At 59.7% G+C, this 19,869-nt stretch carries 19 protein-coding genes and 4 tRNA genes; 13 read left to right on the top strand and 10 right to left on the bottom strand.

Annotated elements, in window-relative coordinates; all coding sequences use genetic code 11:
• Positions 1-9 precede the first annotated feature (9 nt).
• From pheT to BI343_RS14865, 7 genes are all read left to right on the top strand, one after another.
• A complete protein-coding gene (gene pheT, locus BI343_RS14895; RefSeq protein ID WP_071110273.1) occupies positions 10-2,367 on the top strand; it encodes a phenylalanine--tRNA ligase subunit beta in 2,358 nt (785 codons plus the stop codon).
• 58 nt (positions 2,368-2,425) lie between these two features.
• Positions 2,426-2,728, top strand: a complete 303-nt coding sequence (locus BI343_RS14890; protein WP_011134908.1) for an integration host factor subunit alpha — start codon at positions 2,426-2,428, stop codon at positions 2,726-2,728.
• Positions 2,709-3,062 carry a MerR family transcriptional regulator gene (locus BI343_RS14885; RefSeq protein ID WP_043626594.1) on the top strand — a complete coding sequence of 118 codons (354 nt, stop codon included), beginning with the start codon at positions 2,709-2,711 and terminating at the stop codon, positions 3,060-3,062. Before BI343_RS14890 ends, BI343_RS14885 begins: the two co-directional genes overlap by 20 nt.
• A gap of 30 nt (positions 3,063-3,092) precedes the next feature.
• A tRNA-Pro gene (locus BI343_RS14880) sits at positions 3,093-3,169 on the top strand.
• Between the two features lie 200 nt (positions 3,170-3,369).
• Complete coding sequence (locus BI343_RS14875) at positions 3,370-3,744, top strand: DUF1289 domain-containing protein (protein ID WP_083340991.1); 375 nt, start codon at positions 3,370-3,372, stop codon at positions 3,742-3,744.
• 13 nt (positions 3,745-3,757) lie between these two features.
• Positions 3,758-4,363, top strand: coding sequence for a methyltransferase domain-containing protein (locus BI343_RS14870; RefSeq protein WP_071110271.1), 606 nt, complete (start codon positions 3,758-3,760; stop codon positions 4,361-4,363).
• 82 nt (positions 4,364-4,445) lie between these two features.
• Positions 4,446-6,245: a methyl-accepting chemotaxis protein gene (locus BI343_RS14865; RefSeq protein WP_071110270.1), complete on the top strand. Its 1,800-nt coding sequence runs from the start codon at positions 4,446-4,448 to the stop codon at positions 6,243-6,245.
• Positions 6,246-6,291: 46 nt separating this feature from the next.
• Here BI343_RS14865 and BI343_RS14860 read toward each other — a convergent pair whose 3' ends face one another.
• The 6 genes from BI343_RS14860 to BI343_RS14835 all read right to left on the bottom strand — a co-directional run bounded on the left by BI343_RS14860 (position 6,292) and on the right by BI343_RS14835 (position 8,844).
• A complete protein-coding gene (locus BI343_RS14860; RefSeq protein WP_071110269.1) occupies positions 6,292-6,861 on the bottom strand; it encodes a TMEM165/GDT1 family protein in 570 nt (189 codons plus the stop codon).
• Between the two features lie 225 nt (positions 6,862-7,086).
• Entirely contained in the window at positions 7,087-7,551 is a 465-nt protein-coding gene (gene mscL, locus BI343_RS14855; RefSeq protein WP_043626605.1) for a large-conductance mechanosensitive channel protein MscL, read from the bottom strand.
• Between the two features lie 58 nt (positions 7,552-7,609).
• Positions 7,610-8,467: a DMT family transporter gene (locus BI343_RS14850; RefSeq protein ID WP_071110268.1), complete on the bottom strand. Its 858-nt coding sequence runs from the start codon at positions 8,465-8,467 to the stop codon at positions 7,610-7,612.
• Positions 8,468-8,553: 86 nt separating this feature from the next.
• A tRNA-Asn gene (locus BI343_RS14845) sits at positions 8,554-8,629 on the bottom strand.
• A 33-nt stretch (positions 8,630-8,662) separates the two neighbouring features.
• A tRNA-Asn gene (locus tag BI343_RS14840) sits at positions 8,663-8,738 on the bottom strand.
• Between the two features lie 30 nt (positions 8,739-8,768).
• Positions 8,769-8,844, bottom strand: a tRNA-Asn gene (locus tag BI343_RS14835).
• Between the two features lie 219 nt (positions 8,845-9,063).
• On the opposite strand from BI343_RS14835, the gene ygfZ reads away from it, so the two are divergent.
• The 3 genes from ygfZ (at position 9,064) to BI343_RS14820 (ending at position 12,482) form a co-directional block, all read left to right on the top strand.
• Positions 9,064-10,098 (top strand): CAF17-like 4Fe-4S cluster assembly/insertion protein YgfZ, encoded by a 1,035-nt coding sequence (gene ygfZ, locus BI343_RS14830; protein ID WP_071110267.1) that lies wholly within the window; start codon positions 9,064-9,066, stop codon positions 10,096-10,098.
• A 100-nt stretch (positions 10,099-10,198) separates the two neighbouring features.
• On the top strand, positions 10,199-10,504 hold the full coding sequence (locus tag BI343_RS14825; RefSeq protein WP_043626609.1) for an H-NS histone family protein: 306 nt from the start codon (positions 10,199-10,201) through the stop codon (positions 10,502-10,504).
• Between the two features lie 259 nt (positions 10,505-10,763).
• Positions 10,764-12,482 carry a hypothetical protein gene (locus BI343_RS14820; RefSeq protein WP_071110266.1) on the top strand — a complete coding sequence of 573 codons (1,719 nt, stop codon included), beginning with the start codon at positions 10,764-10,766 and terminating at the stop codon, positions 12,480-12,482.
• 64 nt (positions 12,483-12,546) lie between these two features.
• Here the strand turns inward: BI343_RS14820 and BI343_RS14815 are convergent, their stop codons facing one another.
• Complete coding sequence (locus BI343_RS14815) at positions 12,547-13,680, bottom strand: M14 family metallopeptidase (protein WP_071110265.1); 1,134 nt, start codon at positions 13,678-13,680, stop codon at positions 12,547-12,549.
• A 130-nt stretch (positions 13,681-13,810) separates the two neighbouring features.
• Entirely contained in the window at positions 13,811-14,365 is a 555-nt protein-coding gene (locus BI343_RS14810) for a phasin family protein (RefSeq protein WP_043626618.1), read from the bottom strand.
• Positions 14,366-14,552: 187 nt separating this feature from the next.
• Between BI343_RS14810 and phaR the strand changes: the two genes are divergently transcribed.
• Both phaR and BI343_RS14800 read left to right on the top strand, forming a co-directional pair.
• Entirely contained in the window at positions 14,553-15,119 is a 567-nt protein-coding gene (gene phaR / locus BI343_RS14805) for a polyhydroxyalkanoate synthesis repressor PhaR (protein ID WP_043626620.1), read from the top strand.
• Between the two features lie 98 nt (positions 15,120-15,217).
• Entirely contained in the window at positions 15,218-16,516 is a 1,299-nt protein-coding gene (locus BI343_RS14800) for a methyltransferase domain-containing protein (protein WP_071110264.1), read from the top strand.
• A gap of 816 nt (positions 16,517-17,332) precedes the next feature.
• Here the strand turns inward: BI343_RS14800 and BI343_RS14795 are convergent.
• Both BI343_RS14795 and BI343_RS14790 read right to left on the bottom strand, forming a co-directional pair.
• Positions 17,333-17,821 carry an ImmA/IrrE family metallo-endopeptidase gene (locus tag BI343_RS14795; protein ID WP_169829020.1) on the bottom strand — a complete coding sequence of 163 codons (489 nt, stop codon included), beginning with the start codon at positions 17,819-17,821 and terminating at the stop codon, positions 17,333-17,335.
• A gap of 102 nt (positions 17,822-17,923) precedes the next feature.
• Positions 17,924-18,274, bottom strand: a complete 351-nt coding sequence (locus BI343_RS14790) for a helix-turn-helix domain-containing protein (RefSeq protein WP_071110262.1) — start codon at positions 18,272-18,274, stop codon at positions 17,924-17,926.
• Between the two features lie 242 nt (positions 18,275-18,516).
• Between BI343_RS14790 and rimO the strand changes: the two genes are divergently transcribed.
• Positions 18,517-19,809 (top strand): 30S ribosomal protein S12 methylthiotransferase RimO, encoded by a 1,293-nt coding sequence (gene rimO / locus BI343_RS14785; RefSeq protein ID WP_244886667.1) that lies wholly within the window; start codon positions 18,517-18,519, stop codon positions 19,807-19,809.
• The last annotated feature ends 60 nt before the right edge of the window (positions 19,810-19,869 follow it).

The following is a 19,869-nucleotide window of genomic DNA, read 5'->3' as shown; positions in this document are numbered from 1 at the left end:
GAGCCGACTATGCAATTTTCCGAACAATGGCTGAGAAGCTGGGTCAATCCGGCGCTGAACACTGAACAACTGTCCGAGCTGCTGACCATGGCGGGCCTGGAAGTGGAAGAAACCATCGCCGCCGCGCCGGCGTTTTCCGGCGTGGTGATCGCCGAAGTCAAAGAGTGCGTCAAGCACGAAAACGCCGATCGCCTGCGCGTCACCAAGGTTGACGTGGGCACGGGCGAGCTGGTGCAGATCGTCTGCGGCGCGCCCAATGTCGCCGTCGGCGTGCGCGTGCCGTGCGCCTTGCCGGGCGCCGTCCTGCCGGGCGACTTCAAGATCAAGCCGACCAAGATGCGCGGCGTGGAATCCAACGGCATGCTGTGCTCCGGCAAGGAGTTGGGCGTGCCGGAAGATGTGGATGGCCTGATGCTGCTGCCGGCCGACGCGCCGGTGGGCCAGAGCATTCGCGACTATCTGGGCCTGGACGACCAGCTGTTCACGCTGAAAATCACGCCTAACCGCGCCGACGGCCTGTCGATCCGCGGCGTCGCCCGCGAAGTGGCGGCGCTGACCGGCGCCGAGCTGCAACCGGTAGCCATAGAGCCGGTGGCCCCGAGCATTGACGACACCCGTTCGGTGAAGATAGAGGCGCGTGAAGCCTGCGGCCGTTACCTGGGTCGCGTGGTTAAGGGCGTCAACGCCGCCGCCGCGACGCCGGCCTGGATGCGCCAGCGCCTGGAGCGTTCCGGCTTGCGTTCGATTTCGGCCATCGTCGACATCACCAATTACGTGCTGCTGGAGCAAGGGCAGCCTATGCACGCATTCGATCTGGCCAAGATCGACGGCGGCATCACCGTGCGCCAGGCGCGCGCCGGCGAAAGCCTGCTGTGTCTGAACGAAAAGACGGTCGAGCTGCAGGACAAGCACCTGGTGATCGCCGACGACGCCAAGGTGTTGGCGCTGGGCGGCATCATGGGCGGCGAACTGAGCGGCGTGACCACTGCCAGCGCCGATATTTTCCTGGAATCCGCTTTCTTCGCGCCCAAGGCCATCGCCGGCCGCGCCCGCGAACTGGGCTTCGGTTCCGACTCGTCCTTCCGCTACGAGCGCGGCGTGGATTTCCAGCTGCAGCGCGAGGCGATCGAACGCGCCACCCGCCTGGTGCTGGACATCTGCGGCGGCGCAGCCGGTCCGGTGGTGGAGGAAGTGGCCGAGCTGCCGCGGCGCCAAGCCGTCCAGCTGCGGGTGGCGCGGGTGGCCAAGGTGCTGGGCGTGGCGCTGTCCTCGCAAGAGATTGCCGAAATTCTGGGCCGTTTGGGTCTGGAATTCAGCCTGGCGGATGAGGTGTTCACCGTTCAGGCGCCGTCGTTCCGCTTCGACATCGAGATCGAGGAAGACCTGATCGAAGAAGTGGCCCGAGTTTACGGCTACAACCGGATTCCGGATGACGCGCCGCGTTCTTCCATGCGCATGCTGCGGCAGCCGGAAGAGCTGCGCCCGGTGGACCAGCTGCGCCATCTGCTGGCCGCGCGCGATTATCAGGAAGTGGTCAGCTACGCTTTTGTCGACGAGCGCTGGGAGCGCGATTTCGCCGGCAACGACAAGGCCATCCGCCTGCAGAACCCCATCGCCAGCCAGATGAGCGTGATGCGCTCGACGCTGATCGGCGGCCTGGTCGACGTGCTCGTCGGCAACATCAACCGCAAGCAGCCGCGCGTGCGCGTGTTTGAGGCGGCGCGCGTGTTCCTGCGCGCGGAGCAGGGGTTCGAACAGCCGGAAAAAGTGGCAGGCCTGGCCTGGGGGCCGCGCCTGCCCGAGCAGTGGGGCGCCAAGGCCGAGCGCGTCGATTTCTTCGACGTGAAGGCCGATGTGGAGGCGCTGCTGCACCCGGCGGCGGCCGAGTATCGCAAGGCTAGCCATCCCGCCTTCCACCCCGGCCGTTGCGCCGAGGTGCGGGTGGACGGCGAGACGGTAGGCGTGATCGGCGAACTGCACCCGCAGTGGGTGCAGGCTTATGATCTGCCTAGCGCGCCGGTGCTGTTCGAACTGGATCTTGCCATCGTCACCGCGCGCAGCCGCATCAAGGCGCAGCCGGTCAGCAAGTTCCAGCCGGTTCGCCGCGATCTGGCGCTGCTGGTCGATGAGCAAGTCAGCGCGGCGGCATTGCTGGCGGCGTTCCAGGCGAAGCGGGCCGACATCGTGACGGAAATCGCACTGTTTGACGTTTACCGTGGCAAAGGCGTCGCCGAAGGCAAGAAGAGTCTGGCCTTTAGCGTGCTGATGCAGGACAATAGCCGCACCCTGACCGACGAAGACGTCGAGCCGGCGATGCAGGCTTTGTTGCAGGCGGCGCTGGAGCTGGGTGCGCAGTTGCGCGTTTGATTGAGAATTAGGCGGGCCGCGCGCCCGCCGATTGGTTCAGATGTTTGAGGGGAATGTCATGACTTTGACGAAGGCTGAACTGGCCGATTTGCTGTTTGACCAGGTAGGTCTGAACAAACGCGAAGCCAAGGACATGGTCGAGTCGTTTTTTGAAGAGATCCGGCTGGCGCTGGAGTCCGGGGATTCGGTGAAATTGTCCGGTTTCGGCAATTTCCAGCTGCGCGACAAACCGCAGCGTCCGGGTCGCAATCCCAAAACCGGGGAAGAGATTCCCATTACCGCGCGCCGTGTGGTAACGTTCCACGCAAGCCAGAAACTCAAGGGAATGGTTGAGCAATACCATGCTAACAAGCAAGGCTGATCTGCCGTCGATTCCATCGAAGCGATACTTCACCATCAGCGAAGTCGGCGAGCTGACCGGCGTCAAGCCGCATGTGCTGCGATATTGGGAGCAGGAATTTTCCCAGCTGCGCCAGGTGAAACGGCGCGGCAATCGCCGCTATTACCAGCACCATGAAGTGTTGCTGGTGCGCAGAATACGCGCGCTGCTTTACGATGACGGTTTCACCATACAGGGCGCTCGCCAGCGCCTGGGAATGGGAGGTGAGGGCGAGCGTCCGATTACCGCCCAGGAAGTGCGCGCCGAATTGGAATCCATCCTGGAATGGCTGGATTCGGGTATTGGCAAAAAATAATAAATCAGTTAGACTACGTTTCTCTTGAGTCGGGGTGTAGCGCAGCCTGGTAGCGCATCTGCATGGGGTGCAGAGGGTCGGAAGTTCGAATCTTCTCACCCCGACCAAATAAAACCTGTTTAAAAACAGTGGTAAATCTAACCCGGTATAGCCGGGTTTTTTATTTTCCGTCTTTCTCCCTCCTTTGCGCATCCAATATGCGTGCCCGTTTAATTCTGCTGATATACTCGACCGAAAGCAGTTTGGCTTATCGTCTGCGATAAAATAACTGTTTCAAGTCTTTGTTTTGTATTTGGATATCGCCTTGATGAGTCGCAATCGCCCTGATTCTCCTTGCATTGCCCTGTGTTCCACCGCCTTAGGCGACAACGTTTGCCGCGGTTGCGCGCGCACGTTTGGTGAGATTAGCCAATGGTGTTTCATGGGCGACGATGAGCGCGAAGCCGTTTGGCTGCGTCTACCGCAGCGTCAGCGCTTGCTGCAGCTGGCTGCGGCATGCGGCGTCTTGTTGGAGCTGGATAGCCTGGATGGCGTCGAGTGGGGCCGCCTGCCCGATGGCAGCCGTTATCGGTTTGACGAGCAGGGCGTTCTGCATAGGCTGGGCCGCGATGGCGCGGCCGAGTCGCTGCGCGGTGATGCTCTGACGCCGCAGCAGGCGGCGGCATGGCTGAGGCGGGCGTGAACGGGAAATAACCATGGCAGACAGTTCTCGAGTGGATTTCTGGGAGCAGCGTTATCGCGAGGGCGTGACGCCCTGGGAGGGGGCGAGCCTGCCTGAGCCGGCGCGGGTTTTATTCGCCAGTCTGCCGCCGTCCACGGTGTTGTTGCCAGGATGCGGCAGCGCGGGAGACATGCCGCCGCTGTTGGCGCTGGGGCACCAGGTGTTGGCCGTGGATTTCAGCGCTGCGGCCATCGCGCGGGCGCGGCACCAGTGGCCCGCCGCCGCGGATAGCCTGCTGCTGGGCGACTTTTTTCAGCTGGAACTGCCCGCTTTCGACTGCGTGTTCGAGCGGGCTTTTTTGTGCGCCTTGCCAAGGGAAATGCGCGGGCAATATGCGGTAAGAGTGGCGGGGCTGGTCAAGCCTGGGGGATTATTGGCCGGCGTGTTTTTCCTGGGCGAGGGCGAAAGGGGGCCGCCGTTCGGCATGGCCGAGAATGCTCTGCAAGCGTTGCTGAATCCATGGTTTGCACTGGAGCAGGCTTTGCCGCTGCAGGATGGCTTGCCGGTTTTTTCTGGTCGTGAATGCTGGATGGTGTGGAAACGACGGGGACTTGATTTGGATCAAGCCTTAAAGGCCTGAGGGAATGGTCAGCGCGGCGGGTTTCAGAAAAAATAACGACCGATAAAAATAAAGCGGTTCAGATTGTTCGGGAGGAGAGCAGATGGAGTGGTTTTGGCGGCTGTATACGTTTTCGGAAAAGACCTTCTGGCATAGCCTGAGCAGGAAGCTCGGCAGCTTTTTCTTCATCAGCCTGTTTCAATTGCTGATGGCGGGATATTGCTATTACGCGCTGAGCGATATCCGGACTACCGTGCGCGATGCCGGCGTCTCCCCGCAGGTGCTGGCGCGGGTGGATGCCACGGTCGATAGCGCCTTGCATTGGACGCTGGGATTGTGGGTGCTGAGCTTCCTGTTCATCGCCTTCATGGTCTGGTATCTGCGCTACCTGATCGTGCGTCCGTTGAAGATGATTATCCAGATATTCAATGAAATCGGCGCCGGCGCCGGCGATCTGTCGCGCGAGATTCCCACCGTAACCTATGACGAAATCCGCGAGTTGTCGCTGTCGTACAACCGCTTCCTGCTGAAAATGCGCGAGATCATCAGCAATGTGCGGCGGATGACGGTGCGCATCGCCATGGATTCCGCCGTGACGCGTCGCAATGTGACGGAATCGGTAACTAGCGCGCGTCAACAGGACGAATTGGCCAAGCAGGTGCGACAAGCCAGCGACCACTCCACCCGCGGCGTGGAGCAGGTGACGGCGCAGACCGAGGCGATTTCGGCGACGACAGCGGAAAACCTGCTCGTCGCCCGCGACTCCTACCAGGAACTGCGCTCGGTGACGGACAGCATTCACGACATCAGCCGCAAGGTGGGGCATTTCAACCACACGGTGGAAGACCTGAGCCAGCGTTCGTCCAGCATCAAGGCTATTGTCGATCTGATCAAGGACGTTTCCGAGCAGACCAATCTGCTGGCCCTGAATGCGGCTATCGAGGCGGCCCGCGCCGGCGAGAGCGGGCGCGGTTTCGCCGTGGTGGCCGACGAGGTGCGCAAGCTGGCGGAGCGCGTGAAAACGGCCACGGACGAGATTTCGCATAATATCGACGGCATGCTTGGCTTGGTGGCGAACACCCAGCAGGAAACCGCGGCCATCACCGAGGACACCCATCAGGCGCGCGAGGTGATTTCGCGCGCGTCCGAGCATTTCAGCAAAATGATGGGCGACTTCGAATCCACCTCTTCCAGCCTGAGCCAGATCGCCGCCACCATGCACGAGTTCATGGACGGCAATCAGATGGTCAACCGGCATGTGGCCGAGATGCACCAGTTGGGGCTGCTGGTGAACGAGCGGCTTGGCGAGACGGAGCGCGCCGCCGCCGAGTTGACCGAGGCCGCCGAGCAGGTTCAGGGGCTGGTCTCGAAGTTTGTGATAGGCGAGGGCGCGTTCGACCAGGCCTTGAGCCGCGCGCGGGCGGCGCGCGATCAGGTGGCGCAATTGCTGCAGGCCGAGTCGCAGCGCGGGCTGGATTTGTTCGACCGGCGCTATCAGCCCATTGCCGGGACTCAGCCGGCCAAGTACCACACCAGTTACGACGACCGCCTGGCCAAGCAGCTGCAGCCGGTGATAGACCGCGTGGTGGAGCTGATACCGGGCGGCAAGTTCTGCCTGGCGGTGGACGGCAATGGCTACGCGCCGACGCATAACAGCTGGTATAGCCGCCCGCCCTGCGGCGATGCGCGGAAGGATCTGGCGGAAAGCCGGGACAAGCGGATTTTCAACGATCCGGCCGGCTTGCGCGCCGCCCGCAATGCGCAGCCGTTCCTGTTGCAAACCTATAGCCGCGATACGGGCGAAGTGTTGTCCGAAGTGGATCTGCCGCTGGAACTGGGCGGACGGCATTGGGGCGCGCTGCGCATAGGCTTTGATCCAAACGTCCTGTTGTCGCAGGCTTGAGTCGATGGGAAAGAGGGAGGCTGCGGCCTCCCTCGTTTTTTAGGCCTTACAGCGACAGCGGCGTCAGCAGCGTCAAGATGCCCAGGCCGACGAATAGCGCGGCGGCCAGGGCGTGCATCAGCTTCTGCGGCACCTTCTTGGCCGCAACTTCTCCCAGCAGCACCGCCGGCACGTTGGCGATCATCATGCCCAGCGTGGTGCCCATCACCACCATGTAAAGCTGTTCCGGGAAGCGCGCGGACAGCGCGACTGTGGCGATTTGCGTCTTATCGCCCATCTCCGCCAGGAAAAAGGCGATGACGGTGGTGCCGAAGACGCCGAAGCGCTCGCGCAGCAGATTACTGTCGTCCAGCTTGTCCGGAATCAGCATCCAGGCGGCCATGGCGATAAAAGAGACGCCTAGGCCCCAGCGCATGATGTCCGGGCCAACCTTGGCCATCAGCCAGTGGCCGACCGCGGCGGCGGCAAAGTGATTGACCAGGGTGGCGACGAAGATGCCGAGTATGATGGGACCAGGTTTTTTGAAGCGGGAGGCCAGCAGCAGGGCCAGCAGTTGGGTTTTGTCGCCGATCTCGGCCAGAGCCACCACGCCGGTGGAAATCAGGAAGGCTTGCATGAATGCTCCAGGGGCCGCGCATACGCCATGACAAACCTGCGCGGCGGCCCCGCTGCGCGCAAGCATGTCATGGGTCTTGCCAAACGGAAGCTCGTCGCGATGGCCATGGCTGCCGCCAAGTATGTTGACCATTGCCGGCGCGGTCTTGCGCCGAGGCTACTCCCCCAGAACGACGCGGATTGTAGGGGAATCGGCCGGCGCGGGCAAGGGATTTGCGTTGCTCGGTCAGTCCAGCTGCGAGGTGCAGCAGGGGCAGCGCGTGGCTTTCTCAGGAATGGCAGACAGGCAGTAGCGGCATTCCTTGGTGGCCGGCGCGGGGGGCGCGTCCGCCGCGGGCTGTTCGCGCTTGAGCCGGTTGATGGCTTTGACCAGCATGAAGATGGCAAAGGCGACGATGGTGAAGCTGACCAGCGAGTTGATGAACAGGCCCAGGTTCAAGGTAACCGCGCCGGCTTGCTTGGCCGCCGCAACCGAAACATACGGCCCGGCCTGCTTGGCGCCGTCCTTCAGCACGAAGAACAGGTTGGAAAAGTCGACGTTGCCGACCAGCAGGCCGATAGGCGGCATGATCACATCGTCTACCAGTGACTTGACGATGGAGCCGAATGCGCCGCCGATCACCACGCCGACCGCCAGATCGATCACATTGCCTTTGACGGCGAACTCCTTGAACTCCTTCAATACGGACATGGCTTTTCCTTTATTTGATACCTGTAATTATAACTTTTTCAGTATTTTCTTGGTATGGCTACAGCGGCTGGGCTTTTGGCGCGGGCCGTTCCGGCAGCGTGCCCAGCAGCGCGCCGCCAAGAATCAACAAGATGGCTATCAGCGCCAGTTGATTCAATTCGCCGCGGCCGCTGGCGGTCAACAGCAGGGTGGACAGCAAGGGCGTGGCATAGGACAGCGAGCCGATGCGGCGAGGATCGCCGTGGCGCAGCGCGCGTTCCCATAAGAAGAATGCGCCGCCCATCGGACCCAGACCCAGCAACAGCAGGCAGGCCCATTGCGCGGCATCCGGCCGCGCGGCCGGCTCGAACAGCGCATGGCATGCCAGCGACAGCAGCCCGGACAGCAGGCAGAAGCCGCCCATGGCGCTGCTTGGGAAGCTGGGCAGCCGCTTCAGCAGCAAGCTGAAGGTTGACCAGACCACTGCCGCGGCGATGGCCAGCAGATAGCCTGGCAGATATTGCTGCGATAGCGACAGTTTGCCGCCGGTGACGATCAGCGCCGCGCCGACAAAGCCGAGCAGGCCGCCGGCAATGTGGCGGCGCGTCAGTTGCGTGCCGGGGATCAGCAGCGGCGACAGCGTGACGATCAACAAGGGCCATAGATAGTTGAGCAGATTGGCTTCCAGGGCCGGCGCCAGGCGAAAGGCGAAGAACAGCAGGAAGTGGTAGCCGAACAGGCCGTATACGCCGACGAGCAGCGTGGCTGGCGCGACTTTCCAGTCGCGTATCCGGTGCAGTGACAGCATACTGCCTATGCACAGGCTGATGCCGACCACAAAGAATGGCGGCAGCGAGCGGGTCAATGCGCCCAGAGTGGCGAGCGAGGCCCACAGCAGGATGGCGCCGGCGGCAAATAGGGTGGGGTGGCGAGGCATTGTTTCTCCAATCAGCTTGGAGACGATTGTAAGGGGGAAATGCCAAACGAAAAAGCCGCAGCATAAGCTGCGGCTTCGTCGTATTCTGGCTCCCCGAGCAGGGCTCGAACCTGCGACCTGCGGATTAACAGTCCGTCGCTCTACCGACTGAGCTATCAGGGAACAAAACTTTGAATTGGGCGCCGTGTGGCGGTGTGGCTCCCCGAGCAGGGCTCGAACCTGCGACCTGCGGATTAACAGTCCGTCGCTCTACCGACTGAGCTATCAGGGAACACATGAACTCAATTTTGCCAGAGTGAATTGGCTCCCCGAGCAGGGCTCGAACCTGCGACCTGCGGATTAACAGTCCGTCGCTCTACCGACTGAGCTATCGGGGAATTGAGTGAGGGCGAACTATATACGGAGGCCGGCTGGCGTGTCAATGCTTGGCGGCGGTTTTTTTGCGAGATTCCAGCCGCCGCGACCGCCGCCGCGGCTAGGCGATTGTTGCGAAAAGATATTTTCTCGGCGCATCAAACGACGACGTGGCAACGGCTGGCGACTGAGTGCCGCTTGGCGGTAAGATCGCACATTGATTTCAATTAGGGAGCGACGGCATGTATGCATTCTGGCAACAGTGGCTGCGTCAAAAAGGCGTAAACCTCGACGAGCAAGGTCAGCAACCGATTGAGGCGCACTTGCGGCAAGTGGCCGCGTTGGAGCGGGAAACCGTGCTGGCGCCTTTGGATAATTTTGTATTGCTCAGAGTGGAAGGCGAAGACGCCGAGGCTTTTTTGCAAGGACAGCTGTCCAATGATATCCGGCAGGTTCAGCCGGGCGAAGCCCAATACAGCACCTATTCAACCGCCAAAGGCCGGATGTTGGCGAGTTTTTTGATCTGGCGGCGCGGCAATGCGTATTACCTGATGGTATCGGCTGATATCGCGCCGGCCATCGCCAAGCGGCTGACGATGTTTGTCCTGCGTTCCAAGGTCAAAATCACCATGGATGAGGAGTGGTTTGTTCTGGGCATGTCCGGACCGCAGGCCGCCCATATATTGCAGTCGCATTTTGCCGAAGCGGCCGATCTGGAGAAAATGCGGACAGCCGAGCAGGATGATGGCGCGCTGTTGCGTTTGCCGCATCACGGCTATTTGCTGGCGCTGCGTCGCGGTAGCGGTTTGGAGAGCGATATTTCCAAGTTGGAGAATGTCGTCGCGGTATCGCCGGCAGTCTGGTCGTTGCATGATATTCGTGCCGGCATCGCCTGGGTGACGGGCGAGACCCAGGAGCAATTTGTGCCGCAGATGGTTAATATGGAGTTGATCGGCGCGGTCAACTTCAAGAAAGGGTGCTATCCCGGCCAGGAAATCGTCGCTCGCAGCCAGTATCTGGGGAAAATGAAACGCCGGATGTTTCTGGTGGCGTTCGATCAGTCCCTCACTGTGGGCTGCAAGTTATACAGTCCGGATTTGCCCGAGCAGTCGATTGGTATGCTGGCAGCCGTGTGTCAAGTGGAAGCGTCCGGGTATTTGGGCTTGGCAGTCGTGCAATCGCAAACTTGGGATGCTGGTGTATTTGGCGATGAGGGGCATGCAATTGCGCTGCGAAAACTCGAATTGCCCTATTCGATTGACCCCATAGCCGAATAATGGAGATTTTGTTTTCTTTTTGATCCTTGACTTGTGCCAATTTTATTGGCTACATTACACCCTGTAATGGGTAAATCAATAATCATCAAGGGAACATCTCATGGATCTGTCGAAACTCGACTTTACCGAACTGGTTGCGCTTAAGGGCGAAGTAGAAAACGAAATCAAGCGCCGCGAGGTGGAAGAAAAAGCCAAGGCCAAGAAACAGATTATCGAGCTGGCCCGCGCTTACGGCTTGAGCGTTGAAGAAGTGCTGAGCAAGGCCGTTGTTGTGCGCAAACCGGTTGAGGCAAAGTATCGCCACCCGCAAAGCGCCGAACTGACCTGGACTGGCCGCGGCCGCAAGCCGGCTTGGGTGCAGGCCTGGATCGACAGCGGCAAGTCGCTGGAAGATCTGGTTATCTGATAGCCTGATTCCCGGCTCAGAAAAAAAGCGCCTTTATGGCGCTTTTTGTTTTGCATAGCCGCATGCCAGCCGTCGCCAGCGGCAAATGCTATTGCCGATGCCGGGAGGCGTCAATGCTTAATTAGCATTTCATGAGTGCAATCAAGCGCGGACAAGCCGCGACTGCGCTTTGCAGCAAGCGCGCCGGTCTGGCTATAAATCTAGTAGTATAGAGTCATATCGTGTTTTTTTTGACGGCTTCAGGGGACTGGACGGTAGCATGCTGGATTTCTTTTCAAGGGGAGGCAAGGGCAAGCCGGATCCGATGGCCAACGCGGAGGCGGCCAAGGCGCATGTCGAGGCGTTGAAGCAAGAGTACGGTCCCGCCGCGCATGACAAGGCGGTGGAGCTGCTGAGCGGACTCGGCTTCTCCTCCCAGACGTTGTCCGTGGAGCTGCTGGAGGCGGTGCTGATGTTGAATCAGGAAACGCAGCCTTTGCACGATAGCCTATGCGCGCAATACCTGATGAATGCGCGGATGCCCAAGGTGTTGGAAAGCCAGCTGCGCGCTCAGATACTGAATTACGGCCAGAAATTCACCGAATTTTATCAATATGCATTGCCGGCTGTTGACGATGATCCGAAGGCCGGGGCGATCTCCATCCATCTGCCTTTGGTGCTGGCGCGTATTTTTTATTATCTGCTTGAGTATGCCAAGTGGCAGTACATGAGGAATTTTCAGCCGGATGAGGTATTTTGGCTGAATGTGAATCAGCTGTACCGCCTGGCGGAGCAGCGTGGTTTGGATGCTCAGCCGGTGTTTTTGTTTGATGAAAAAGCCCTGGCTACGACGGTGCAGGATCAGTATCTGGTGTTGCAAATGCTGTCCATGCTCAGTGATGGCAATCTCACTGCCAAACAGATCCATTTCTCTTATCAGCTACTGTGTTTGCTGAGCAATAGAATGACGCTGAGCAAAGCCTATTTTGCCGAAGCCAGTTTCGCCATCCAGTTGGATGCTTCCAAACCGGCCGAACGGCCAAGCGGCGCCAGCGCCAATGAGTGGACGCGTTATTGGCATACCACAGAGCTGGTGGAAACCTTGCATCACTGGGCGATTGCCATGGAGGCAGGCCGTGTGCCGGCGGAATTGAAATTGTTGGTCGTGCCGGGGATCGACGCCGTCTTGCTCAGAACCTTGATGCGGATATGGGCGGTCAAGCCGGTGCTGTTTGCTCGGGCAGAGCGCAAGGTGGTCAGCAATCGGCAGGTGGAGGTGGCGCATCGGCTGACCATGCTGCACAAACTGGTGCGCAAGCCGGACGACGAGTCCGCGCCATCCACCCGCGCCGGCGACAAGGACAGCTATGAAGACGCCGCCAATATCCGGATCTACGGTTTCGTCACCAGCCGGAAACGCGACAAGTCCGTCTCGCCGCAGCCTGCCAGAGCTTTGGCTTTGTCGGGAGAGACGGTTGAACCGCCGCCGCCGCAGTTTCCCAAATGGTCGTTGGAGAATATCAGCCAGACCGGCCTCGGCGTTTCCCTGGATGTCATGGGCAATGAATGGGTGGCCTTGGGCGGTCTGATCGGTTATCGCGAGCCGGACGCCGATGGCTGGAGCCTGGGCATTATCCGCCGAGTGCGGCGCACCAGCCGCGAACGGATTTATCTGGGCGTCGAGACCTTGAGCACGCGTCCGCTGGCGGCATCGCTGCGTCCGACGGATGCGCGGCTGATTGATCCGACGCTGCCGCCGGATCAGGTCTGGCTGGCTGGCCATATCAGCTTGTTCATGCCGTATCGGCGCGAGGACAAGTTGATCAATGCGCTGATCCTGCCGGTTTCACTTTATATGTTGGACAAGCAGTTCTACATGACTGTGCGCGGCAAGCATTTCCAGATCGCGCTGGGCAAGGTGATGGAAAAAGGCCGCGACTGGTGCATGGCGGAGGTGGAGCTGATCAAAACCTTGGAGAAGCTGCCTGTCGTGCTGTGAGGTTCGCGAAGGCCATCATGCAAAAAGCCGGCGTGAGCCGGCTTTTTTAAGCATGCGGGACGTGTTAGCTACGTTCCAGATCGTTCAGGATGGCGTAGATCGGCGACAGCGCCGCTTCGCCCAGGCGCAGGCTGCGCTGGCCGCTCCAGCCGAAATCATCGTCCGGCAGGTTGTTGTTGTCCTTGAACGGCATTTCCAGCGTGAAGGCCAGGCAGCCGAACTGTTCGCAAACCCAGTTGGTGGCGATGCCCATATTGGCCTTGCCCGGCTCATTGCGCGGGTAGCCGTGTTCTGTCTGGAAATCGGGGCTGGCCAGCAGGAAGTGGTGGCGGAAGCTGTCCGCCAGCTTTTCCAGCCGCTCGTTCCAGGACGGCACGCCTTCGGTGCCGGCTAGGAATACATAAGGGATGTTTTCATCGCCGTGGATGTCCAGGAACAGATCCACGCCGGTTTCCAGCATTTTTTCGCGCACCACCAACACTTCCGGGCTGGTTTCCGGGCTGGGGTCCGACCATTCGCGGTTCAGGTTGGCGCCGGCCGCATTGGTGCGCAGATTGCCCAGCACCGAGCCATCCGGGTTCATGTTCGGCACCACGTAGAAGGTGGCGCGGTCCAGCAGGGCGCGGCTGGTTGGGTCTTGCGGGTCCAGCAGGCGGTTCAGCAAGCCTTCGATGAACCATTCGGCCATGGTTTCGCCGGGATGCTGGCGCGCGGTGATCCAGATCTTCAGATCGGACTCCACTTCATGGCCTATGGTCAGCAGATTCATGTCGCGGCCCTGCACGGTGGAGCCGAGGTCGGTGACCTGGCACAGGCCGGAGCCTTGCGCCTGGCCGATCAGGTTCAGGTGCTGCTCGTAGGAGTACGGCTCGAAGTAGGCATAGTAGATGCTGCCTGACAGCGGCACGTGTTCGATGACCATCACGCCGTCTTCGTAGCGCGTCGGCACGCGGAACCAGTTGACGCGGTCGTACGAGGCCATCGCCTGATAGTCCACCCAGCCTTGCGGATAGGCGCATTCCGCGGCATTCAGGAAGCGGAAGGTGCAGTGTTGGTAGGCAGCGCCTTGTACGCGGAAGTAGAACCATTGCGCGAACTCGGCCGCATTGTCGCGGCGGATGCGCAGTTGGATGTCGTCAAGGTTGTCTGAGGAGACGATCTCGATGCTGCCGGCGTCGAAGTTGCTGCTGATCTTCATGAGGGGAACCCGTGGTGCTTGCACAATCTCTGTAAAGCGCGATTGTAACCCCGTAGCGGGGCCGCGCGCATCCGTTAAAGCGAAAACCCCGCCGGCAAGGGCGGGGTTGGCTATCGCTTCATGCCATCTTTCAGACGGTCGCGCCGCGCTTGGCGGAATTCTTCACCGCGTCGGCAGTGGCGCTGGTCGCGGCCTTGACGCTGCTGTCGGTGAATTCGGCCACTTGCTGAGCGGCCTTGCTGAAGGTGTTGACGGCGGCGGCGGCGGCGGCAACCGAAGTCTTGACGGCGTTCAGGGTGGCGTCGGAACCGGCCGGCGCGTTCTTGGCGAACGACTCGATCGAGTTGATCAGCGACTTGTTGTACAGGCCAACGCTCTCTTCCACCAGCTTGCTCAGCTCGCTTTGCGCCGCGGAGACCACTTCATACACGTTGCGGGAGTGGCTGACGGCCTTGTCGATGTTCTGGGTGGCCAGCTTGTTGAAGTGATTGACGGCTTCCTGCGGATCCTTGAATTCGCCCAGTTGCTTGGCGGCCTTGGTGTGGTCTTCCAGGGATTGCTTGGAAACGTCCAGTTGCAGCTTGACCAGGCGTTCGGCGCTGTCCAGCGCGATCTGGGCGAAGCGCAGGGAGGACTCGATGCCGGTCAGCGACAGTTTGTTCAGCTGTTCATTGTTTAAGGACATGGTGTAAAACCTCCATTACGTGGAAAATGGGGTCGAACGATTACTGTGCTTGGATGGATTGTGCATTGCACAATGACGAAGAAATGTAGCACACGAGTTGGTGGATTGGTAGTAGATTTGCTCTACTCTGTTGTATTTATGTTAGATTGCCAGCGGACAACGCCACGACAATAACCAGGAGCGTTAAATGAGTGTTGAGAAACGGGTCATCAAGAAGTACCCGAACCGTAGACTGTACGATACCGCCACCAGTTCCTACATCACGCTGGGCGATGTCAAGCAGCTGGTTCTGGACAATGTGGATATCCAGGTAGTGGATGCCAAGACGCAGGAAGACATTACCCGCAGCGTATTGCTGCAGATCATTCTGGAAGAGGAAAACGGCGGGATGCCGATGTTCAGCTACGAAGTGCTGACTCAGTTCATCCGTTATTATGGCCAGGCCATGCAGGGCATGATGGGGCCGTTCCTGGAAAAGAATCTGCAATTGTTCTCGCAGCTGCAACAAAAAATGCAGGAGCAGACCCGCGCCATTTACGGCGACAACGCCATGCTCAACACTCCGCTGTGGGGCGAGTTCATGAAGCTGCAGGGGCCGGCCATCCAGAACATGATGGCCAACTACATGGAGCAAAGCACAGGCATGTTCCTGGAAATGCAGAACCGCATGCAGGAGCAGACCAAACAGCTGTTCGGCGGTTTCGGCTTCCCTGCTTATCCGGGCGCCGAAGAAAAGGACAAGGACAAGTCCTGAGCGAACGGGACGGGCGCTCCATTGCCTGGCAGACCTAAGCAACAAGCCGGAGGCGGTTTCGCCTTCGGCTTTATTTTTTCGCGCACGGCAAGGTGTCGATGACGAGCGAATACGCATTGCGGCAGGCGCAGCGGCTGCACTTGGCGGGCGAGGCGGCCGCTGCGGAGGCGGCCTACCGCGCCTTGCTTGACGACGACGCGGTGGGCGTGGCGGCCTGCCACTGGCTGGGTTTTCTGTTGCTCCAGCAAGAACGGCTGGCAGACGCCTATGCCTTGCTGTCGCGCGCGGTGGCAAGCGACGGCTCGCACGCGGAGTGGCATTTCAACCTGGGCCTGGCCAGCGCGCGCCTGCACAGGGACGGCGAGGCCATCGCCGCCATGCGGACGGCTATTGCGCTGGACCCTTCGCGTTATTGTTATTGGACTCATCTGGGGGCCTTGCTGACGCAGGCGGGACAGGAGGGGGAGGCGGAGCGCGCGTTGCGGCAGGCCGTCTCGCTCGATCCGCAATGCCCCGATGCCTATTACCTATTGCGCGACGCGCTGCTGCCGCAGCAGCGGTATGCGGAAGCCAGACGCAGCAACGCCCAGGGCGTATTGGCGGAGCCGCCGGGCAAGATGACGCCGATCGCCGTGGCCCAGGCCTGCTGCGAGCTGGGCCGCTGGGACCAGGCGCGGGCCATGGCGGAGAGCTGGCTGGCGCAACAGCCGGATCATCCGGTGGCCGTGCACATGCAGGCTGCGTTTGGCCAGGGGGACGCGCCTGCGTCCTGTTCCAATGCTTATGTCGGCCAGGCATTTAACGCGGCGGCCGCTGGCTTTGATCAGGCCTTGGCCCGTCTTCGTTATCACGGGCCGCAATGGGTGGCTGATTGCCTGGCCCGCCTCGCCATCGCGCCGGCTTCGCGTACCGTGCTGGATCTGGGCTGCGGCACCGGCCTGATCGGCGCGGTCCTGAGGCCGTATGCCCACCGCCTGGACGGCGTGGACCTGAGCGAAGGCATGTTGGAACACGCTCGCGCCAAGCAACTGTTCGATAACTTGCATCAGGCCGATATGCTGGACCATCTGCGATTGGGGCCGCGCGGTTACGACCTGATCTCCTGCCTGGATACCTTGCCGTATCTGGGCGCGCTGGATCGATTGTTCGATTTATGCGCCGCGTCTTTGAATCCCGGAGGCCTGCTGCTGTTCTGCACGGAAATGCTGGAAGATGATCAAAGCGACTACCGGCTGCACCATAGCGGGCGCTATCGCCATCACCCCGGCTATCTGGACCGTTTGCTGGCGGGCCACTGGCGCGTGCTGGCGCGGGAGCGGCTGCCGGTCCGGGATGAGGCGGGATGCCCGGTGATGGGGGAGTTCGTTTGCGCGCTGCGCGACGCCGCGGAGGGATAAGGGGCGACGTGGCAACCGTCCCTTCGCGCGCGTTCCGAAAGAGGTGAGGTCCGCCCTTCATGTCCGCGGCGGCCGGTCAGGCGCGCGGGAGGACGCGATACGGTGGGTGTGCCGGGATGGCGACAGTCAGGTCCGATTCGCCAGTCGAAGTCGAGGTTGCGCCAAAGAAACGGCCAAATGGCCTGTCATCGGTCACGCGCTGCAGGCTATGGCTGCTGGCGCATCCCATTGCCGTGGATGGCGTGCATGTTTGCGATGACAGTTTTGATCACGAAAGCGTAAATCGCTGTATACTTTCGCGTTTTTCGTTTTTCGCGCACTCGCTATGAATAAAACTCCTCGTGTTGGTTTCGTATCGCTGGGCTGCCGTGAGCAGGCCATCAAATCGTTTTACTTTGTTTTTTAATATCAATTACTTGCAATTGATACTGCGGCATTTTGCGTGCCGGCTTCCTTGTGGGTAGGGGAGAAAGCCCCCCGCTGCCAGGCGAGGGGCTGATTGGACATCAGATGAGGTTAGTTGAGCTTAACGCGGCAGGCTGCGGAAGTGCTTACGCACTTGTTCATAGCGGCCGAAGCGAAAACGCCCGTACGCGCGAACTGGAACAATTTTCGGACCCATGTTTGGTCCTCCATAGTCAGGTTGCTAACACTTGACTGTGGACAAACGACGAGTTCTTGCGTATAGTCCTAGGACTATTTCTGAATACGCTCTGATTTCGTCATCTGCAGATGGTGGTCAGAGAACCTCTGCTTCAGGTTTCGCGCCAACGATATCCTGAAGTCCCAAAGGGCCACTGCTTCGGTATGTGGCCTCTATTTTTCCCCCTGTAGTTCATTGCGTTTCGTAAGTTGTTGTAGCCTGATGCTCGCAGCTTGTAGTGAAACGTCGAAAAATTCAGCAAGATCGTACGCATCGAACAGTTTTCTGTTGTTGATGACCGAGACCGGCATCAAGATCTCTGCTGCGAACTGATCAGCTTGCCATTCTGAATCCTCATAACACTTGTGTTCATAGCGCCCACTTTCCCGGTGTAAGCTTAGGTCGTGTTGTAAGATCAGGTGCCCTAGCTCATGCATGAAAGTAAAACGAGCTCTTGAGTCGCCTTGTTCAATCAGTTCCCAAGTTCGTTCGGGGATGCGCATGATGAGCTGACTGGGGAAACATTCTGCTTCGATGTGGGCCGACATCTCATGATCTTCTACGATGTCAACATCAATGCCGAAGTTGACCGTCAGAAGGTCAAGTAAAGGTGCTACTTGAAAGCGGTCAGGCCCCAACCCTAGAGTGTGTCGGGCTTGCATAGCTTGGCTCCGGATGCTCTGAATGGTTCGGGGTCTGACCTGATAACCCTTGGGATGGTAAGTTCTCTGCTCCATTTTCCTTTGTGTTCCTTTCTGTTATTGCTAGTTCTTAAATGTTGCCAGTAGCTCTTGGAGCTGTTTCAGCTGCTGACCACTAGGACTCATCCGTGCAAATCCAGCGACCAAGCGCTGGTGCTCAGGAGCTAGACCTTCAAGAGATATGTTCTGGTTGGTTATATCGGCAGCTTCTATAAGCCCATGTACCTTCATCCCATGGTGTTGAAAGTACTCCTCCACTTTTTGCGGCCAGCCGTCAGGAATTTTCTTACGACCAGTCTCTAGGCTGCTAAGAAATGCGGAAGTTACTCCAAGGTCCTGTGCCATCGTGGACAGAGTAATTTCGGCATCTAACCGAGCCTTGCGGATCAGCTTGCCAAACTCCGTGATGACCATCTGCGTACTCCTCTTCTGCTCATAAACTTATTTATACATATATTTTACCATTTGGGTTAACAAAAGTCAAGATTTGGTTTTTGGTCGGGCGGATACCTGGATAGGATTATGCGGAGCAAAGGCATGCCATGAGATGGTTGGGTGCTTGATGGCGTAAGCTTGAGTGCGAAGTTGCAAACCGTTGTATAATCGCGCGTTTTTTTTCATATCATGCTGACATGAACAAGATTCCACGTATAGGAATGGTATCCCTCGGGTGTCCCAAGGCCGCGAGCGATTCCGAACAGATCCTGACCCGCCTTCGCGCCGAAGGCTACGACATCGCCGCTTCCTACGACGGGGCGGACCTGGTGGTGGTGAATACCTGTGGTTTTATCGACTCCGCCGTGGCGGAGTCGCTGGACGCTATCGGCGAGGCGCTGAACGAGAATGGCAAAGTAATTGTCACCGGCTGTCTGGGGGCCAAGGGCGATGTCGTGCGCGAAACGCACCCTTCGGTCTTGGCCGTCACCGGTCCGCATGCCACCGAGGAGGTGATGAGCGCGGTGCATACCCACCTGCCCAAGCCGCATGACCCCTTCGTCGACTTGGTGCCGGACATCGGCGTGCGTCTGACGCCCAAGCACTACGCCTATCTGAAGATTTCCGAAGGCTGCAATCACCGTTGCACTTTCTGCATTATCCCGTCCATGCGCGGCGATCTGGAAAGCCGTCCCATCCATGATGTGCTGCGCGAGGCGGAAAGCCTGGCCAAGGCCGGCGTCAAGGAGATCCTGGTGATCTCGCAGGACACCTCGGCCTACGGCGTGGATACCAAGTACAAGCTGGGCTTCCACAACGGCCGTCCGGTGAAGACCCGCATGACCGAGTTGTGCGAGGAGCTGGGACGGCACGGCATCTGGGTGCGCCTGCATTATGTCTACCCGTACCCGCACGTGGACGAGGTGATTCCGCTGATGCGCGACGGCAAAATCCTGCCGTATCTGGACATCCCGTTCCAGCACGCCAGCCAGAAAATCCTCAAGCTGATGAAGCGCCCGGCCAACAGCGACAACGTGCTGGCTCGCATCAAAAAATGGCGCGAGATCTGCCCGGAGCTGGTGATCCGCTCCACCTTCATCGTCGGCTTCCCCGGCGAGACCGAAGCAGACTTCGAAGAGCTGCTGCAATTTATCCGCGAGGCCGAGCTGGACCGCGTCGGTTGCTTCACCTATTCGCCGGTGGAAGGCGCCACCGCCAACGAACTGCCGAACCCGGTGCCGGAAGAGGTGAAAGAGGCGCGCAAGGAACGCTTCATGGCCGTGCAGGCCGAAATCAGCGCGCGCCGCCTGGAGCGCCGCGTCGGCCAGACCCTGCAAGTGCTGGTGGACGAGATCGACGACGAAGGCACCGCCGTTTGCCGCAGCTATGCCGACGCGCCGGAGATCGACGGGCTGGTGTTTGTCGAGGACGCCGCCGACATGCAGGTGGGCGAGTTCTACCAGGTGGAAATCGTCGACTGCAGCGAACACGATCTGTGGGGCGTGCGCCGCTAGGCAGCCATTTCCATCGCTGAGAAGGCGCCGCGGCCATCGCGGCGCCTTTTTCTTGTTTGG

It is taken from the genome of Chromobacterium amazonense, from assembly GCF_001855565.1.
Taxonomy (GTDB): domain Bacteria; phylum Pseudomonadota; class Gammaproteobacteria; order Burkholderiales; family Chromobacteriaceae; genus Chromobacterium; species Chromobacterium amazonense.
The sequence above is the reverse complement of the archived record's forward strand: the minus strand, read 5'-3'. Positions and strand labels throughout refer to the sequence as shown.

What these genes read in the sequence shown, in the direction of transcription:
- pheT (WP_071110273.1), top strand. Translation starts at nt 10, where the DNA reads ATGCAATTTTCCGAACAATGGCTGAGAAGCTGGGTCAATCCGGCGCTG.
- BI343_RS14890 (WP_011134908.1), top strand. Translation starts at nt 2,426, where the DNA reads ATGACTTTGACGAAGGCTGAACTGGCCGATTTGCTGTTTGACCAGGTA.
- BI343_RS14885 (WP_043626594.1), top strand. Translation starts at nt 2,709, where the DNA reads ATGCTAACAAGCAAGGCTGATCTGCCGTCGATTCCATCGAAGCGATAC.
- BI343_RS14875 (WP_083340991.1), top strand. Translation starts at nt 3,370, where the DNA reads ATGAGTCGCAATCGCCCTGATTCTCCTTGCATTGCCCTGTGTTCCACC.
- BI343_RS14870 (WP_071110271.1), top strand. Translation starts at nt 3,758, where the DNA reads ATGGCAGACAGTTCTCGAGTGGATTTCTGGGAGCAGCGTTATCGCGAG.
- BI343_RS14865 (WP_071110270.1), top strand. Translation starts at nt 4,446, where the DNA reads ATGGAGTGGTTTTGGCGGCTGTATACGTTTTCGGAAAAGACCTTCTGG.
- BI343_RS14860 (WP_071110269.1), bottom strand. Translation starts at nt 6,861, where the DNA reads ATGCAAGCCTTCCTGATTTCCACCGGCGTGGTGGCTCTGGCCGAGATC.
- mscL (WP_043626605.1), bottom strand. Translation starts at nt 7,551, where the DNA reads ATGTCCGTATTGAAGGAGTTCAAGGAGTTCGCCGTCAAAGGCAATGTG.
- BI343_RS14850 (WP_071110268.1), bottom strand. Translation starts at nt 8,467, where the DNA reads ATGCCTCGCCACCCCACCCTATTTGCCGCCGGCGCCATCCTGCTGTGG.
- ygfZ (WP_071110267.1), top strand. Translation starts at nt 9,064, where the DNA reads ATGTATGCATTCTGGCAACAGTGGCTGCGTCAAAAAGGCGTAAACCTC.
- BI343_RS14825 (WP_043626609.1), top strand. Translation starts at nt 10,199, where the DNA reads ATGGATCTGTCGAAACTCGACTTTACCGAACTGGTTGCGCTTAAGGGC.
- BI343_RS14820 (WP_071110266.1), top strand. Translation starts at nt 10,764, where the DNA reads ATGCTGGATTTCTTTTCAAGGGGAGGCAAGGGCAAGCCGGATCCGATG.
- BI343_RS14815 (WP_071110265.1), bottom strand. Translation starts at nt 13,680, where the DNA reads ATGAAGATCAGCAGCAACTTCGACGCCGGCAGCATCGAGATCGTCTCC.
- BI343_RS14810 (WP_043626618.1), bottom strand. Translation starts at nt 14,365, where the DNA reads ATGTCCTTAAACAATGAACAGCTGAACAAACTGTCGCTGACCGGCATC.
- phaR (WP_043626620.1), top strand. Translation starts at nt 14,553, where the DNA reads ATGAGTGTTGAGAAACGGGTCATCAAGAAGTACCCGAACCGTAGACTG.
- BI343_RS14800 (WP_071110264.1), top strand. Translation starts at nt 15,218, where the DNA reads ATGACGAGCGAATACGCATTGCGGCAGGCGCAGCGGCTGCACTTGGCG.
- BI343_RS14795 (WP_169829020.1), bottom strand. Translation starts at nt 17,821, where the DNA reads ATGCAAGCCCGACACACTCTAGGGTTGGGGCCTGACCGCTTTCAAGTA.
- BI343_RS14790 (WP_071110262.1), bottom strand. Translation starts at nt 18,274, where the DNA reads ATGGTCATCACGGAGTTTGGCAAGCTGATCCGCAAGGCTCGGTTAGAT.
- rimO (WP_244886667.1), top strand. Translation starts at nt 18,517, where the DNA reads ATGGTATCCCTCGGGTGTCCCAAGGCCGCGAGCGATTCCGAACAGATC.